The sequence below is a fragment of the Gordonia sp. UCD-TK1 genome (assembly GCF_001691435.1).
Classification (GTDB): domain Bacteria; phylum Actinomycetota; class Actinomycetes; order Mycobacteriales; family Mycobacteriaceae; genus Gordonia; species Gordonia hongkongensis.
The window spans coordinates 23,192-39,298 of record NZ_LZMP01000001.1; the positions used below are offsets into that span (position 1 = coordinate 23,192).

A 16,107-nucleotide genomic window follows, 5' to 3' on the forward strand; every position below is an offset into this window, starting at 1 on the left:
CCTCGCGTCACTTGCGCATCTTGTTGTAGATCTTCTTGCACTTCGGGCAGACCGGCGACCCGGGCTTGGCCGACCGCGTGACCGGGAAGGTCTCGCCGCAGAGGGCGACGACATGATTACCCATGACCGCACTCTCGGCGATCTTGTTCTTCTTCACGTAGTGGAAGAACTTGGGGCGGTCGTCGTCACCCCGGTCGGTCGCGTCGGCATCGGGACGCTCGTCGGTCTTGGTGTCGGACCATTCGTCGAGGTCCGGGCGTTCGATGGTTTCGGTTCCCATTCGTCCATTGTGCGTCACAACCGGGCCGACGGAACACCCGAGTGCTCATTCGCCCCGCTCGCTACGCTCCCGGCGGCGGGACCCGATTCGCCCCGCTCGCTACGCTCCCGGCGGCGGGACCCGATTCGCCCCGCTCACTACGCTCCCGGCGGCGGGTGCAATAGACCGCCAAAAGGAGGACAGTGGAGAGGGTGTTCGAACAATGGGAATCCATGGGTGAGTCCGCTCGCGGACAGCACGGCCGCAACAGCACGTCGCCGCACGTCGACGAGCACGGACATCCCGCGTCGAAACGTCCGGGCGCCGAGGCGTACCTGATCACCGACGCACCGGACTCGCTCGAGGCCCAGCACCGAGCGCGTGTGCGTAAGTATCTGTTCCTCATGGCTTTCCGCGTGCCGGCGCTCGTCATCGCCGGTATCGCCTACGGCATCACCGGGTCCGGACTACTGGCGCTGGCCATCGTCGCGATCTCCATCCCGCTGCCATGGGCGGCGGTCCTGATCGCCAACGACCGTCCGCCGCGCAAGCGCGGCGAGGTCCCCCAGTACAAGTACGGCGCCGACCATCACGTCGTCGGACCCCCGGCACTGACCGATACCGGCACCGACCACCAGCTGTCGCGCACCATCGACGGGCAGGTCGTCGATCCCGACGACCCCCGCGCCTGACACCTCCGGACCAGACGGGTCGGCACCGCGGCCCCGTGCGTTCCCGCGTTCCCTCGGGTTCCCCCGCGCGCGACATCTCAGCAACTTCTCAGCCGGTTGTCGAGTCGCGAAAAAGAATGCGCAGGTCACCAAGCCTCGGCGAGGTTTGCTCCGAACCACTCTCGGGAACTATCGCCCACACAAGGGCGTTGGACCCAGTGAACGCACTCAAGTCAGGAGGCCGCATGTCACGCTCGACAGTTGCACGTTCGACCCCGACCAAAGGTTTCGCCGAAGTCACCCCTCCGGGTACCCGGCCGGCGATGACCGAACAGGATCTCGACGCCCAGTCTCCAGCGGCGGATCTGGTCCGTGTCTATCTGAACGGAATCGGTCGCACCGCCCTTCTCAACGCGGAGCAGGAGGTCGAACTCGCCAAGCAGATCGAGGCCGGGCTCTACGCCAAACACGTTCTGGCCACCAAGAAGCGGCTGTCCGCGGCCAAGAAGCGTGACCTCGCGGTCATCGTCCGTGAAGGCGAGGCCGCCCGGGCCCACCTGCTCGAGGCGAACCTCCGCCTGGTCGTGTCGCTGGCCAAGCGCTACACCGGCCGCGGCATGCCTCTCCTCGACCTGATCCAGGAGGGCAACCTCGGTCTGATCCGGGCGATGGAGAAGTTCGACTACGCCAAGGGCTTCAAGTTCTCGACCTACGCCACCTGGTGGATTCGTCAGGCGATCACCCGCGGAATGGCGGACCAGAGCCGCACGATCCGGCTCCCCGTCCATCTCGTGGAGCAGGTCAACAAACTGGCCCGCATCAAGCGCGAGCTGCACCAGCAGCTCGGCCGCGAAGCGACCGACGACGAGCTGGCCAACGAATCGGGCATCCCCGCGGAGAAGATCGCCGACCTGCTCGACCACAGCCGCGATCCGGTGAGCCTCGACATGCCGGTGGGCAGCGACGAGGAAGCTCCCCTGGGCGATTTCATCGAGGACGCCGAGGCCACCTCCGCCGAGAACGCCGTCATCGCCGGCCTGTTGCACTCCGACATCCGCGCCGTCCTGGCGACGCTGGACGAGCGTGAGCAGCAGGTCATCCGGATGCGCTACGGCCTCGACGACGGCCAGCCGCGCACCCTGGATCAGATCGGCCGCATGTTCGGGCTGTCGCGCGAGCGCGTGCGCCAGATCGAGCGCGAGGTCATGGGCAAGCTCCGCCACGGCGACCGTGCCGAGCGCCTGCGCGCCTACGCCAGCTGAGCGTCCCCGCACGCTCCGCCGCCTCCTTCACTGAGTCCACTCGGTCACCCGAGTCGCCTGGGYCCGGTGTCCCGCCTGTCGGGCACCGGGCCCACGCGTATCCGGGCATTGAGAACGGCCGCGCCGTCGACCGAGGCCAGGATCGGATCGCAGACCACCTCGCGGACCTCCGGGATGTCGTCGGTGAGCGTCGAGATGCGCAGCAGCAGATCGGCGAGCGCCTCCTTGTCGGCGGGCTCCTCCCCGCGGTAGCCCGACAGCAGCGGTGCCGAACGCGGCTCCTCGATCAGTTCCCGTGCATCGAGTTCGGACAGCGGGACGGCGCGGTAACCGTGGTCGCCCAGCAGGTCAAAGGTCCGCCCGGACAGACCGAACGACATCACCGAACCGAACGACGGATCGTCGCGCACCCGGATGACCGTACCGACGCCCTTCGGCGCCATCTTCTGCACGTGCAGCACGCGGTCGCCGGTGAGTTCGGTCAGTTCGGCGAACGCCGTCACCACCGTCGTCGCGTCGGGTAGGTCCAGGCGCGCGCCCTCGCGGTCGAGACGACCGCGCCACTTGTCCGACGTCGCCTTCACCGCCACCGGCAGCCCGAGTTCACGGGCCGCCGCGGATGCCTCGTGCATCGTGGTCACCTCGCGGAACGGGACCACGTCGATCCCGTACCAGCGCAACAGCTTCGCCGACTCCACATGCCCCAGCAACCGCTCGGCGGGACGACCGGTCGCACCGTCGCCGACCATCGCCTCGCGCACGAACATCCGCGCGGCCTCGGGATCGGTGCCGTCGGGACGGTGGACCACCGATTCCGGCCGCAGGCGCCACCGGGCGTACTGCCACGCCCTCGCCAGTGAGGCGGCCGCGCGCTCGGGCGAGCCGTACGACGGAATCGACCCCTTGGTCGGCATGCCGTTCGGGCCGGGCCGAGTCAACCCCGGCGGGATGCCGTCGACGGCTAGGAAGGTCGTGACGATCGGCTTGTCGGCGTCGGCGTCGGGGGTGTTGGCCGCCGCCATGAGCGCCCGGGCGTGCCAGTCGGCGCCGACCGCGACCGGCGGCACGAACACGACGATGATCCCGTCCACGCCCGGGTCGGCCATGGCCGCCGAGACCGTCGACTCGAACTCCTCCTCCGAGGCGCCGGCACCGAGATCGACGGTGTCGACGACCTCGAGGCCGCCGTTGCGCGCGGTGTCCGCCGCCAGGCTGCCCAGCACCGACGAATTGCCGATGATGCGGACGCGCGGGCCGCGCGGCAGCGGCTGATAGGCGAACACGGCCGCGCAGTCGAACAACTCGGGGATCGTGTCCACCTGGATGACGCCGGCCTGTTCGAGCATCATGCGGGCGATCTGGTCGTCGAGGGTGGCCGCCGAGCGCGCCGCCCGGACCGGCGTCATCGCACCCCGGCCGGATTTTACCGCGATGATCGGCTTCGAGCGTGAGACCCGCCGCGAGATCCGGGAGAACTTGCGCGGGTTACCGAAGCTCTCCAGGTAGAGCAGGATGACGTCGGTGGTGGCGTCGGTGTCCCAGTACTGCAGGAGGTCGTTGCCGGACACGTCCGCGCGGTTGCCGGCCGAGGCGAACGTCGACAGGCCGATCTGGCGACGGGCCGCGGTGTCGAGGATCGCGATGCCCAGGGCGCCCGACTGACAGAAGAACCCGACCCGGCCGGCGGCCGGGATGCGCGGCGCCAGGGTCGCGTTGAGCGCGACCGCCGGGTCGTTGTTCGCAACGCCCAGCGCGTTCGGCCCGACCAGTCGCATCCCGTGCTCGCGGACCTGGGCGACCAGGCGGCGCTCGTTCTCGAGGCCCTCCTCCTCGCCGGACTCGCCGAAGCCCGACGACACCACGACGAGCGTGCGCACACCCTTGACCAGGCAGTCGTCGAGCACGTCGTCGACGCGCGCGGCCGGCACCGCGACCACCGCGAGGTCGACGGGGTCGGGGATGTCGCGGACGGTCTCGTAGGCCCGGATCCCCCGCACCGACGGCGGTCGTTCCCGGGTGCGACGACGCGCCGGCGTCGGTTCGCGGCCGACACCGGGCCGTCCCGGCTCGGGCTCCTCCTCGACCCGGGCGGGGCCGTTGACCGGGAACACCGGCCCGGTGAATCCCCCGGCGATGATGTTGGCCAACAGGGCGTTTCCGACCTTGTTCGGGTCGGTCGAGGCCCCGATCACCGCGACCGAGGCGGGTCGCAGCAGATTGGCGACGCTGCGGGCCTCCGACGCGCGTTCACGGGCGTTGCGCACCGACAGCAGCGCCTCGGTGGGGTCGATGAGGAACTCAACGTGCACGGTCGAGCCGTCGAAGCTCCGTGCGAGTTGATACCCCGCGTCGCGGAACACCGCGACCATGTTCGGGTTCTCGCTGAGGACCTCGGCCTCGAAACGGGTGAAACCGTTCTCCGCCGCCGCACCGGCCAGGTGTTCGAGCAGGATGGGTCCGAGGCCGCGGCCCTGGTGTTCATCGGCGACGACGAACGCCACCTCGGCCGATTCGGGTTTGCCGTCGAAGCCGAGACCCTCGTAGATGCCGACCGCGATGATCTCGCCCCCGAGTTCGGCGACGATCGCGACACGCTGCTGGTGGTCGACGGTCGTCATCCGGGCCACCTCGCGCGGCGGCAGGGTCGGAGTCGGACCGAAGTACCGCATGTACCGGGTGCGCTCGGAGAGCTTGGAGTGGAAGGCCACGATGCGGTCGGCGTCGTCGGGCACGATCGGTCGCAGGTGCACGACGCCGCCATCGGAGGCCAGCACATCTGCGATCCAGTGCCGCGGATAATCCCACGGGCTACGCGGTTCCGGCTGATCGGCCATGGCGGGAGTGCCTGCGGGCGCGGTGGCGTCGGCGGTCGAGGTGTCGTCAGTCACGGGGGTCCTCCGGGTCGAGACCGTGAAGCGGGTAGACCGCGCGTCGGGTGGCGAGGATCGCGCGGTCGGTCTGGCGTTGGGCGTTGGCCGCGACACCGTCGGGTGGTTCCTGGCCGGCGTCGCCGGCCCACGGCTGGTAGTCGACGATGCCCCCGTCGCCCATGACCCGAACGGGCGGGGCGGCATAGTCGGAGTGCACCTGCTCGGAGATCTGTTCGGCTGTGGCACACCAGGATTCGTCGATGACCGACGATACATCGACCTCGCGACCGAGGGCGACGCCCAGCAGATGCGTCCAGCTGCGCGGCACCACGTTGACGACGCCGTAGCCACCGCCGCCGACCGCGATCCAGCGGCCCTCGCAGTACTTGTCGGCGAGGTCGCGCATGGCGATCATCGCCGCCCGCTGTCCGTCGACGGTGAGCGAGAGGTCGGTCAGCGGATCGGCGCGGTGGCTGTCGGCACCGCACTGGCTGACGATGATCTGCGGCCGGAACTCGGCGATCAGCGACGGCACCACGGCGTGGAAGGCGCGCAGCCACAACCGGTCCTCGGTGTTGGGCATGAGGGCCAGGTTGACCGCGCTGCCCGCCGCGTCGCCGTCCCCGACCTCGGTCGGCCATCCGGTGCCGGGCCACAGGGTCGCCGGGTGCTGGTGCAGCGAGACCGTCATCACCCGCGGGTCGGCGGCGAACTCGACCTGGACGCCGTCGCCGTGGTGGGCGTCGACGTCGATGTAGGCGATGCGGTCGAAGCCGTGGTCGAGCAGATACCTGATCGCGATGGCGCAGTCGTTGTAGATGCAGAATCCGGCGGCGCGCGAGCGCATCGCATGATGCATGCCGCCGCCGATGTTGACCGCTCTCGTCGCCGCCCCGGAGACGACCGTCTGCGCCGCGGCCAGCGTGCCGCCGACGAGCAGGCGCGCGGCCTCGTGCATCCCGGTGAAAACCGGGTTGTCGGCGTCGCCGAGGCCGAACAACCGCTCGAGCAACGGCCCCGACAGCGACGCCGTCCCCGAACCGACCGCACGGACCGCGTCGATGTAGTCGCGGCTGTGGACGACGGTCAGGGCGTCGTCGTCGATGGCCTGCGGCGGGATCGTCTCGACGTCGTCGAGGACTCCGAGGCTCTGCGCGAGGGTCATCGTGAGGGCGAGTCGGACCGGGTTCATCGGGTGCGTGTGGGCCCATCGGTAGGACAGGAAGTCCTCGCTCCAGATGACGGCCGTCGTCATCGGGCGCTCGTAGTGTTGATCACGACCTCAGGCTAGTGGTACACATCGCGCAGCGGCCACGGATGTCGCGTCGGACACGAGTGCGCGCCACGTACCGCCGCCCCGGGACTCCCCGGTCGCGGTGAGATCGCGGTCACCACTCCCGAAGAGGGTAATCTTGGCGGGGACGAAAGGGATTGCGCACAGTGAACGACCTGGTTGACACCACCGAGATGTACTTGCGAACGATCTACGATCTCGAAGAAGAGGGCATCGTGCCGCTGCGGGCGCGGATCGCCGAGCGTCTGGACCAGTCCGGTCCCACCGTGTCGCAGACCGTTGCCCGCATGGAGCGCGACGGCCTCCTCCGGGTCGCCGGGGACCGACACCTCGAACTGACCGACCGCGGACGCACGCTCGCCGTCGCGGTGATGCGCAAGCATCGCCTCGCCGAACGCCTTCTGGTCGACGTCATCGGAATGCCCTGGGATCAGGTCCACGAGGAGGCCTGCCGCTGGGAGCACGTGATGAGTGAGAACGTCGAACGCCGCCTGCTCGCGGTCCTCGAATACCCGACGACCTCGCCCTACGGAAACCCCATCCCGGGACTGGAGTTGCTGGGCGTGGAGGTGCCGAGCTCCGACGACGGCGCCACCCGCCTCGCCGACCTCCCGCCGGGTGAGACGGTGCCGGTCATCGTGCGTCGCCTGTCCGAACACGCCCAGTCCGACACCGAACTGATCGGCGCGCTGCGCGAGGCGGGCGTGGTTCCCAACGCCCGTGTGACGGTGTCGAACACGGCCGGCACGATCACGATCGACACACCCGGTCACGACGGCCTCGAACTTTCGTCCGACATGGCGCACTCGCTGTTCGTCGAGAAGGTCGTCGAAAAGGTCTGACACAGCAAAGGTCTGACACAGCAAGGTCTGCAGTGGTCACCCGGCGGTACGCAGTGTCGCCGCCGGGATGACGACGCCGAGGCGTTTCGCGGCGTCGTAGGACTTCTCGATGGTGCCCCACAGCCTGGCCGGGCGGACACCTGCCCGCAGGGCGGTGTCGAGCAGCGTGGCCAGGTGGTCGGCGTCCGTGCTCGCGAGTGCGACGTCGAGGGCGACACCGGTGTAGGCGCCGTCCCCGCCGATGTAGTGCAGGTGTGCGAGAAGTGTTGCGGCGGTGGACCGTCCGCGTCCGGACAGACGCCGGGTGAGTTCTCGCCACAGGTGTTCGGCGGCTCCCCGGAGTTCGGTGACGGCCAGGGCGAGCGCGGCGTCGCGGACGTCGGGGCGCAGGATCGCCCGTTCCAGTCGGTCCAGTTCGCCACAATCCAGTGGTTGTTCCGCATCGATCATCGCGCTGATGACCAGGTCGAGTGCGCGCGTCGAGGTCTCGACGTCCTCCTCGTCAGGATCGAACGAGTCGAGATCGCTCTGATCGAGATCGATGCCGCGGCACGCCCGACAGTCCGGTAGCGGACGTCCCGGACCGCATTCGCCGTCGAGCGGTTCGAGCATCGTCCGCATCTCCGAGCGCCGGGCGAGGATCCGCCGTCCCGAGCGCACCGCCTCCGCGACCGCGGTCGGACTCGTGTGCGGATCGTCGAGTTGTCCGGCCGACCCCGCGGACACGTCGACCGACCAGGCCCGGTCCTCCGGACACCAGATGGTCGACCAGTGCACGCCGGCATCGAAGCCCGGCACCACGAACCCGGCTGCGACACCACCGACATCGCCGAAGTACCGGTCGCTCATCGCGAGGATCCGCCGATAACGACGGTCGTCCGCCGGGTAGCGGTCATCGGCGATCACGACCAGGATCTCCTCGATGCCGTAGGTGGACGTGATCTCACCAAGTCCGGCGAGGACGACGACCAGTTCGCGCGTGGGGCTGCCGTCGGGCGCGAGGGCGAGGTCGTGCCGCATGGTCGCGTTCACCGTGCGGTCGCCGGCGACGGCGATCGCGATGATCGACCGCTCGGGGACGAACCCCAGTCGAGCGGGGATCGAGGTGAGCAGCGTCGTCGGGTCGTGGGGGCCATGCGGTGGCGGTTCGAGGATCTGCATGGCGACAGCGTCACCCGTGGCCGAGCCGCTCGAACGGCGGTCGACACACGCTGTGGACAACCAGGAGAGGTCATCCACAGGGCGGTACTGGTCAGCCGAACGCGGCCGCGAGCGCCTTTCCGAACAGCGTGTCGAGCGCGGCGGACGCTTCGGGAGGTACGGGACCTGCTGCGGGCCAACGGTATTCGGTGTACACCCGGACGCCGTCCCGCTCGCCGAGCAGCGTGAGAGCGCTCGTGGTGGACGGGACACCGCCGCCGGTCACGATCGTGCGGCGGAGCGTCGCGGTGTCGACCCCGTCCGGCGCCGGCGGCGGGGGCAGCACCTCGGTGGTGATCGTCGAGGACGCCCCGAACGTGGTCGTGGTGGTCTCGGGGCAGCGCTCGGCCAACTCGACCACGTCGTCGAGCGGCGTCTCGACACCGGCCACGACCGAGGTGRGGGTGGCCCGCTCCCCCGGGCCGGGACCCAGGAACGCGACCGCTCCGTCCGCGGGGACGGACGCGGGTGCACACTCCGGCGGCGACACCTCGGTGCCCGCCTGTCCGGGCATCGGCGCCCCGGTCACGTCGGCCAGGGCGTTCGCGACCGCCGACGTCGGGATGGGACTCGCGGCGCCGTTCGGGAAGTCCGCGGCCTCGACCGATCGCGCGGACAGGTCCGGACTCGACGGCTCCGGCTGCCCGCCGACGGAGCAGGCGGACAGCACGAGCGCCGCGGCGACGAGACCGGCCACCGTGCCGGGAACGAGGCGGCCGGGCAGGGACAGGCGCAGTCGGGGCGCATGCGGCTCGATCACAACGGTCTACTGTGCCACCGGCGTCTCCGCCAGGTGTCGAGGACACACCCCTGGGGAACAACAAAACAGGAACACCAACGGGGGGAATCACCGGTGTGTCGCGGTGGTTGCACCGAGGCGAGTGGCCACCGCCGGGTGCGGTGCGAGACAATGGACGTTCAGCTGTCTCTTCCGGGACAGCTGCCAGCAGAAGGAGGGACGACGTGGACGAGCAGCCCGCGCGCAACGACGCGCTGTATGAACTCGCCTTTCCCGCTCCGCAGGTGACCCGGCCCGACGGCACGGGTCCGGTACTGATCCACGCGCTCGAGGGCTTCGCCGACGCCGGGCACGCGGTGGCGCTGGCCGCGACGCACCTCCGCGACAGCCTCGAGTCCGAGTTGGTCGCGACCTTCTCCTCCGACGAGCTGATGGATTACCGGTCACGCCGGCCGACCATCTCGTTCAGCGGCGAGACCTTCACCGACGTCGAGATGCCGACGCTGGCGCTGCACGCGATCCGCGACAACTCGGGCAAGGGTTTTCTCCTGCTCGCCGGTTCTGAACCCGACCTCCGGTGGGAGCAGTTCGTCGACGCGGTCCGACGCCTGAGCGACGGACTCGGCGTCACCGACGTCATCGGCCTCAACGCGATCCCGATGGCCGTACCGCACACCCGCCCGCCATCGATCACGGCGCACGGCAGTGATCCCGACGCCCTCGGTGACCTGCCCCGGTGGGGATCGGCGATGAAGCTGCCCGCCAGCGCGTCGATGCTCCTCGAGTTGCGGATGGGCGAACACGACTACCGGGCGTCGGGCCTGTCGGTACATGTCCCGCACTATCTCGCGCAGACCAACTACCCGGCGGCGTCCGCACGCCTGCTGGCGGCGGTCGCCGAGCTCGCCGGTCTCGACCTCCCCCTCGCCGCTCTCGACAGCGCCGCCGAGAAGGTGCGCGCACAGGTCGACAACGAGGTCGAGGGCAACTCGGAGATCGAGTCCGTGGTGGCGGCGCTGGAGACCCAGTACGACACGTTCACCCAGGCCGCGCAGGAACGCTCGTCGCTGCTCGCCGCCGAGGAATCGCTGCCCAGCGGTGACGAACTCGGCGCCGAACTCGAACGGTTCCTGGCCGAGCAGACCGGCGACGGTGAGGCCGGCCCCGGGGACGAGGGTCCGCGATCACCGATCTGATCCCGGACACCGCACCGATACCCGCGCCGCACGTCCTGGTCCCCACCGACGACGAGGACACCGCGCTCGAGCGCTACACCGAGTGGTGGACGGGACGCGGCCTCGACCTCTACCCGCATCAGGAGGAGTCGCTTCTCGAGCTCCTCGCCGGCAGCCACGTGATCCTGGCGACGCCGACCGGCTCGGGCAAATCACTCGTCGCGGCGGGCGCGCTGTACTTCGCGCGCTGCCGCGGCGAGCGTGCGTTCTATACCGCACCCATCAAGGCGCTCGTCAGCGAGAAGTTCTTCGAGCTGTGCGCCATGTTCGGCGCCGACCAGGTCGGACTGCTGACCGGCGACGYCGCGGTCAACGCCGACGCGCCCATCGTGTGTGCGACCGCCGAGATCGTCGCCAACCTCGCCCTCGCCGCCGGCGGCGCGAGCGACATCGGCACCCTCGTCGCCGACGAGTTCCACTACTACGGCGAACCCGACCGCGGTTGGGCCTGGCAGGTCCCGCTCATCGAACTGCCGTCGACGCAGTTCCTGCTGATGTCGGCGACGCTCGGCGACGTGTCGTTCTTCGTCGACGACCTGACCCGGCGCACCGGACGCGAGACGATCGAGATCACCGGCGCCGAGCGTCCGGTCCCCTTGGACCATGCCTACGCGATGACCCCGATCCACGAGACGATCGAGGAGCTCGTCGACCGGGGGCGGGCGCCGATCTACGTGGTGCACTTCACCCAGGCCGCCGCGGTGGAGCGCGCGCAGGCGCTGCTCAGCGTCCGGATCTGCGACAAGGGGGAGAAGGCGGCGATCGCCGAGGCGATCGGTGACTTCCGGTTCTCCACCGGCTTCGGCAACACACTGTCCAAACTGCTGCGCGCCGGTATCGGCGTCCACCACGCCGGGATGCTCCCCCGTTACCGCCGTCTGGTCGAACGTCTTGCGCAGCAAGGGCTGCTGAAGGTGATCGCCGGCACCGACACCCTCGGCGTCGGCATCAACGTGCCGATCCGCACGGTCCTGTTCGCGGCCCTGAGCAAATACGACGGACGGCGGGTCCGCCGCCTGCGGGCACGCGAATTCCATCAGATCGCCGGCCGGGCCGGGCGGGCCGGTTTCGACACGATCGGCTATGTCGTCGCACAGGCCCCCGACCACGACGTGGAGAACGCCCGTGCGGTGGCCAAGGCCGGCGACGATGCCAAGAAGCTCCGAAAGCTGGTGCGCAAGAAGCCACCCGAGGGTTTCGTCTCGTGGGGGGAAAAGACCTTCCTTCAGCTCGTCGACGCGCCCGACGAGCCCCTGCGCAGCCACTTCCAGATGACGACGGCCATGCTCCTCGAGGTCCTCGGCCGACCGGGCGACTGTTTCGCCGCGGTCCGCCACCTTCTCGAGGACAATCACGAACCGCGCGACCGCCAGCTGCGCACCATCAAGCACACGATCGAGCTCTACCGGGGGCTCCGGGACGCGGGCATCGTCGTGCAACTCGCCGAACCCGACGACACCGGCCGGCACATCGCCCTGAGCGTGGACATGCCGGAGAACTTCGCGTTGACCAACCCGCTGTCCGCCTTCGCGCTGGCGACGTTCGAGATCCTCGACCCCGAGTCGTCCACTCACGCACTCGATGTGGTCTCCATCCTCGAATCGACCCTGGAGAACCCGCGACCCCTGCTGCTGGCCCAGCGCAAGGTCGCGCGCGACGCCGCGATCGCGGAGATGAAGGCCGACGGCATCGAGTACGAGGAGCGGATGTCGCGCCTGGAGGAGATCACCTGGCCGCAGCCGCTGGCCGAGGAGATCTTCGCCGCGTTCGACATCTATCGTCGCGGGCACCCGTGGGTGTCGTCGTTCCCGCCGGCGCCGAAGTCGGTGCTCCGCGAGATGCTGGAGAAGGCCATGACCTTCACCGAGCTGATCTCCGCGTACGGGCTGGCGCGCAGCGAGGGCGTGCTGCTGCGCTATCTGTCGGACTGCTATCGCGTTCTCCGGCAAGGCGTTCCGACGAGCGTCGTGACCCCCGAGATCGAGCGGATCGTCGAGGAGCTGGGCACCATGGTCCGTGAGGTCGACTCGAGTCTCGTCGACGAGTGGGAGGCTCTCGCCGCACAGGCGGCCGCGGCCGAGATGGCCGGCGGCACGGTCTAGAGCGCGGTCACGGCACCGGTCGCGCCGACGAGATCGCCGATGAGAGAGCCCAGTTCGCGGTAGGCCTCGTCGTGGCGCGCGGACGCCCGGAAGACCAGGCCGATCCGCCGCCCCGGCCGCGGGGCCGCGAAGGTCGCGGTGGCCAGATCACCCGACGCCGTCTCGGAGGCCACCGCCGTCTGCGGGATGAGCGTCACGCCGAGACCGCCGACGACGCAGTGCACCGCGGTGGTCAGCGAGGCGGCCCGGGTCTGACCCAGATCGGGCCGCACGCCCGCGAGCCGGCACACCTCGAGCGCCTGATCGCGCAGACAGTGCCCCTCGTCGAGGAGGAGGAGCGGCAGGTCGGCGAGCGCCGTGGGATCGACGCGGCGGCGTCCGGCCAGCGCGTGACCGGACGGGAGTGCGAGAACGAAATCCTCACGATAGATGGGAACTTCGACGATGCCGGGCATGTCGACGGGGAGAGCGAGCAGCGCGACGTCGAGCGTGCCGGTGCGCAGTTGTTCGATGAGGCGGGCGGTCTGTTCCTCCACCACCCGGGGTACGAGGTCCGGGAGCCGTCGCCCGAGTCCGCGCAGCAGCGTCGGCAGGACGTAGGGCGCCACCGTCGGGATGACCCCCAGCCGCAGCGGCCCGCTGAGCGGACGGCCCGTTCCGGCGGCCGCCGAGGTGAACTCGTCCATGGCCTCGGTCACCGCGATCGCTCGCGGGAGGAGTTCGTCTCCCTCGGCGGTCAACAGGACACGCCGCGTGGTGCGTTCGACGAGGGTCACACCGAGACCGGACTCCAACGCCGACAACGCCTGCGACAGCGACGGTTGACTGACACCGAGATCGGCTGCCGCAGTGCCGAAGTGGCGTCGATGCGCGAGTGCGACGAAGGCACGCAACCCGGCCACGGTCGGCTGATAAGTTCTATCGGACATGCTTATCAGTGTAGTGCTAGTAATCACGTTTCGTTTTCGACCGGAATCCGGCACGATGGTACCCGTACGTCGCGAAACTCATTCGCGCGCAGATTCCGTACATTCACCAGCTGAAGGAGCGATACATGGCCCTGCTCACCATCGGTGACCAGTTCCCTGCCTACAACCTCACCGCCGTCATCGGTGGCGACCTCAGCAAGGTCAATGCCCAGCAGCCCGACGACTACTTCACCACCGTGTCGTCCGACGATCACCCCGGTCAGTGGCGCGTCGTGTTCTTCTGGCCGAAGGACTTCACCTTCGTCTGCCCGACCGAGATCGCCGCGTTCGGCAAGCTGAACGACGAGTTCGCCGACCGCGACACCCAGGTGCTCGGCGCCTCGGTGGACAACGAGTTCGTCCACTTTCAGTGGCGCGCACAGCACGAGGACCTCAAGACCCTCCCGTTCCCGATGCTGAGCGACCTCAAGCGCGAACTCGCCACCGCGGCAGGCGTTCTCAATGCGGACGGCGTCGCCGACCGCGCCACCTTCATCATCGACCCGAACAACGAGATCCAGTTCGTGTCGGTCACCGCGGGCTCCGTGGGCCGCAACGTCGACGAGGTCCTGCGCGTCCTCGACGCACTGCAGTCCGACGAACTGTGCGCCTGCAACTGGAAGAAGGGTGACCCGACGATCGACGCCGGCGAGCTCATGACGGCCGGCGTCTGAGAGGAGAGCAGATGAGCATCGACAATCTGAAGGAAGCACTTCCCGAGTACGCCAAGGACCTCAAGCTCAACCTGGGTTCGATCAGCCGCACCACCGCGCTGACCGAGGAGCAGCTGTGGGGCACCCTGCTGTCGACCGCTGCCGCCACGCGAAATGCGAAGGTGCTCAGCGAGATCGCCGACGAGGCCGCCGACACACTGTCCGCCGAGGCCTACAACGCCGCGCTCGGCGCCGCGTCGATCATGGGTATGAACAACGTGTTCTACCGGGGTCGCGGCTTCCTCGACGGCAAGTACGACGACCTGCGTCCGGGCCTGCGGATGAACATCATCGGCAACCCCGGCGTCGACAAGGCCGCTTTCGAGCTGTGGTCGTTCGCGGTGTCCTCGATCAATGGCTGCGGTCATTGCGTCGCCGCGCACGAGAACACCCTGCGCGAGGCCGGCGTCGACCGTGAGGCGATCCTCGAGGCGCTCAAGGTCGCGTCGATCGTCAGCGGTGTCGCCCAGGCAATCGCGACCACCGAGGTGCTCGCCAACGCCTGATCCGTCGCATGTGAGACGACGACGGGGCCCGGCTGCGCTACGCAGCCGGGCCCCTTCGTGACGCGCCCTCCGCAAGCTCCATGCGCTCCTCAGGGAGCAGAACGAGACGCGCCCTCCGCAAGCTCCAGGCGCTCCTCAGGGAGCAGCACGAACGGGCGCCCCAGGGTCAGCTCAGCGCCGCGCGCATCCGGTCGGCGAGTTCGCCGACCTCGGCGGTCGTCATCACGAACGCGGGCGAGATCTGCAGCGCCCCTTGACCTGCGGCGCGGGTGCTCACCCCGTGTTCGCGCAGCTTGACCACCGTCGCCGGGGCCGTCGCGGGGTCAGCCAGCTGTACCGCGGTGACCGCGCCGAGTCCGGTCCGGACCTCGGCGACCGTGTCGAGGTCGGCGAGCGGCGACAGCGCGGCGGCGAGGTCGCCCTCGAGCCGTGTCGCCTCGGCGAGCAGGTTCTCTCGCCGGATGATCTCGAGGTTCGCGAGGGCCGCCGCCGCCGCGCCCGCGTGGCCGCCGTAGGTGTACCCGTGCCGCCACCAGACGCCACCGGCGAAGAACGGCTCGGCGATCCGCGGTGCGATGAACACCGCGCCCATCGGGACATACCCCGAGGTGAGCCCCTTGGCAGTGGTGATCATGTCCGGTTCGAGGCCGAATCGTGCGGAGGCGAACCAGGATTCGCCGCCGATGCGGCCGAAGCCGGTGACGACCTCGTCGACGACGAAGAGGATGTCGTGGTCGCGGCAGATGTCCCGCACCTCGGCGAGGTAGCCCTCCGGCGGGAGATAGATGCCGCCGGCCCCGATGATGGGCTCGCAGAAGAACGCGGCGATGTTGTCGGCGCCCACGCGCTCGATGAGACCGAGCAGGCTCTTCGCGTCGTCCCATTCGACGTTCTGGACGTCGTGCATGAGTTCGCCGTAGCCGTCGTGGTTGAGCGGGATGCCCGCCAGCGAGGTACCCGCGGCATGCATCCCGTGATAGGCCTTGGTGCGGCTGACGACGACCCGCTTGGATTCGCGGCCCTGCTCCACCCAGTAGCGGCGGGCGAGTTTGACCGCGGTGTCGATGGAGTCGCTGCCGCCGGAGGTGAAGAAGATCTTCGATCCGGGTACCGGCGCGATGGCGCCGAGCTCCTCGGCGAGCTGCAGGGTGACGTCGCTCGCGAAGTCACCGAAGTTGGAGTAGTGCGCGAGGGTGCCGAGCTGGCGCGCGACGGCATCGGCGATCTCGGTCCGGCCGTGCCCGACGTTGGTGAACCACAGTCCGGCGGTCGCATCCAGGTAGGAGTTGCCGTCGCGGTCGAAGATCCGCGCACCCTCTCCCCTGGTCACGACGAACGGCCCGCTCGCGGTCACCGCACCCATGTCGGCGAAACCGTGCCACAACGATCCAGTACCAGTGCTCGAACCATCAGCCATGGCCCCATGATGCCGGTCCACGCGGCCCA

The 16,107-nt window shown here is 69.2% G+C and carries 14 protein-coding genes; 7 read left to right on the forward strand and 7 right to left on the reverse strand.

Going from position 1 to position 16,107, the window contains the following annotated elements; translation table 11 throughout:
* Positions 1-7: 7 nt before the first annotated feature.
* Positions 8-280 (reverse strand): DUF3039 domain-containing protein, encoded by a 273-nt coding sequence (locus A9310_RS00110; protein WP_058250213.1) that lies wholly within the window; start codon positions 278-280, stop codon positions 8-10.
* A gap of 212 nt (positions 281-492) precedes the next feature.
* On the opposite strand from A9310_RS00110, the gene A9310_RS00115 reads away from it, so the two are divergent.
* Positions 493-951: a DUF3099 domain-containing protein gene (locus tag A9310_RS00115; RefSeq protein ID WP_065628902.1), complete on the forward strand. Its 459-nt coding sequence runs from the start codon at positions 493-495 to the stop codon at positions 949-951.
* 302 nt (positions 952-1,253) lie between these two features.
* Positions 1,254-2,192: a sigma-70 family RNA polymerase sigma factor gene (locus tag A9310_RS00120; protein ID WP_175401036.1), complete on the forward strand. Its 939-nt coding sequence runs from the start codon at positions 1,254-1,256 to the stop codon at positions 2,190-2,192.
* A 44-nt stretch (positions 2,193-2,236) separates the two neighbouring features.
* Here A9310_RS00120 and A9310_RS00125 read toward each other — a convergent pair whose 3' ends face one another.
* The gene (locus tag A9310_RS00125) at positions 2,237-5,026 is read right to left on the reverse strand and encodes a bifunctional GNAT family N-acetyltransferase/acetate--CoA ligase family protein (RefSeq protein WP_240199188.1); all 2,790 of its coding nucleotides are present in this window, start codon (positions 5,024-5,026) and stop codon (positions 2,237-2,239) included.
* Between the two features lie 46 nt (positions 5,027-5,072).
* On the reverse strand, positions 5,073-6,317 hold the full coding sequence (locus tag A9310_RS00130; protein ID WP_065628905.1) for an acetoin utilization protein AcuC: 1,245 nt from the start codon (positions 6,315-6,317) through the stop codon (positions 5,073-5,075).
* Positions 6,318-6,502: 185 nt separating this feature from the next.
* On the opposite strand from A9310_RS00130, the gene A9310_RS00135 reads away from it, so the two are divergent.
* The gene (locus A9310_RS00135; RefSeq protein ID WP_065628906.1) at positions 6,503-7,198 is read left to right on the forward strand and encodes a metal-dependent transcriptional regulator; all 696 of its coding nucleotides are present in this window, start codon (positions 6,503-6,505) and stop codon (positions 7,196-7,198) included.
* Between the two features lie 36 nt (positions 7,199-7,234).
* Here A9310_RS00135 and A9310_RS00140 read toward each other — a convergent pair whose 3' ends face one another.
* Together A9310_RS00140 and A9310_RS00145 are read right to left on the reverse strand one after the other, a co-directional pair.
* Entirely contained in the window at positions 7,235-8,359 is a 1,125-nt protein-coding gene (locus A9310_RS00140; protein ID WP_065629068.1) for a DUF4192 domain-containing protein, read from the reverse strand.
* Positions 8,360-8,450: 91 nt separating this feature from the next.
* Entirely contained in the window at positions 8,451-9,122 is a 672-nt protein-coding gene (locus A9310_RS00145) for a hypothetical protein (RefSeq protein WP_065629069.1), read from the reverse strand.
* Positions 9,123-9,361: 239 nt separating this feature from the next.
* Here A9310_RS00145 and A9310_RS00150 point away from each other — a divergent pair, with 239 nt between their 5' ends.
* Positions 9,362-10,333, forward strand: coding sequence for a proteasome assembly chaperone family protein (locus A9310_RS00150; protein ID WP_065628907.1), 972 nt, complete (start codon positions 9,362-9,364; stop codon positions 10,331-10,333).
* Between the two features lie 17 nt (positions 10,334-10,350).
* Positions 10,351-12,474: an RNA helicase gene (locus tag A9310_RS00155; protein WP_175401043.1), complete on the forward strand. Its 2,124-nt coding sequence runs from the start codon at positions 10,351-10,353 to the stop codon at positions 12,472-12,474.
* Here the strand turns inward: A9310_RS00155 and A9310_RS00160 are convergent.
* On the reverse strand, positions 12,471-13,403 hold the full coding sequence (locus A9310_RS00160) for a hydrogen peroxide-inducible genes activator (protein ID WP_065628909.1): 933 nt from the start codon (positions 13,401-13,403) through the stop codon (positions 12,471-12,473). The genes A9310_RS00155 and A9310_RS00160 overlap by 4 nt on opposite strands.
* Positions 13,404-13,528: 125 nt before the next feature.
* Here A9310_RS00160 and A9310_RS00165 point away from each other — a divergent pair, with 125 nt between their 5' ends.
* Entirely contained in the window at positions 13,529-14,116 is a 588-nt protein-coding gene (locus tag A9310_RS00165) for a peroxiredoxin (RefSeq protein WP_058250204.1), read from the forward strand.
* An 11-nt stretch (positions 14,117-14,127) separates the two neighbouring features.
* A complete protein-coding gene (locus tag A9310_RS00170; protein WP_065628910.1) occupies positions 14,128-14,661 on the forward strand; it encodes an alkyl hydroperoxide reductase in 534 nt (177 codons plus the stop codon).
* A gap of 166 nt (positions 14,662-14,827) precedes the next feature.
* On the opposite strand, the gene A9310_RS00175 is transcribed toward A9310_RS00170, so the two are convergent.
* Entirely contained in the window at positions 14,828-16,078 is a 1,251-nt protein-coding gene (locus A9310_RS00175) for an aspartate aminotransferase family protein (protein WP_065628911.1), read from the reverse strand.
* Between the last annotated feature and the right edge of the window lie 29 nt (positions 16,079-16,107).

What these genes read in the sequence shown, in the direction of transcription:
- A9310_RS00140 (WP_065629068.1), bottom strand. Translation starts at nt 8,359, where the DNA reads ATGCAGATCCTCGAACCGCCACCGCATGGCCCCCACGACCCGACGACG.
- A9310_RS00165 (WP_058250204.1), top strand. Translation starts at nt 13,529, where the DNA reads ATGGCCCTGCTCACCATCGGTGACCAGTTCCCTGCCTACAACCTCACC.
- A9310_RS00175 (WP_065628911.1), bottom strand. Translation starts at nt 16,078, where the DNA reads ATGGCTGATGGTTCGAGCACTGGTACTGGATCGTTGTGGCACGGTTTC.
- A9310_RS00120 (WP_175401036.1), top strand. Translation starts at nt 1,254, where the DNA reads ATGACCGAACAGGATCTCGACGCCCAGTCTCCAGCGGCGGATCTGGTC.
- A9310_RS00110 (WP_058250213.1), bottom strand. Translation starts at nt 280, where the DNA reads ATGGGAACCGAAACCATCGAACGCCCGGACCTCGACGAATGGTCCGAC.
- A9310_RS00160 (WP_065628909.1), bottom strand. Translation starts at nt 13,403, where the DNA reads ATGTCCGATAGAACTTATCAGCCGACCGTGGCCGGGTTGCGTGCCTTC.
- A9310_RS00115 (WP_065628902.1), top strand. Translation starts at nt 493, where the DNA reads ATGGGTGAGTCCGCTCGCGGACAGCACGGCCGCAACAGCACGTCGCCG.
- A9310_RS00170 (WP_065628910.1), top strand. Translation starts at nt 14,128, where the DNA reads ATGAGCATCGACAATCTGAAGGAAGCACTTCCCGAGTACGCCAAGGAC.
- A9310_RS00130 (WP_065628905.1), bottom strand. Translation starts at nt 6,317, where the DNA reads ATGACGACGGCCGTCATCTGGAGCGAGGACTTCCTGTCCTACCGATGG.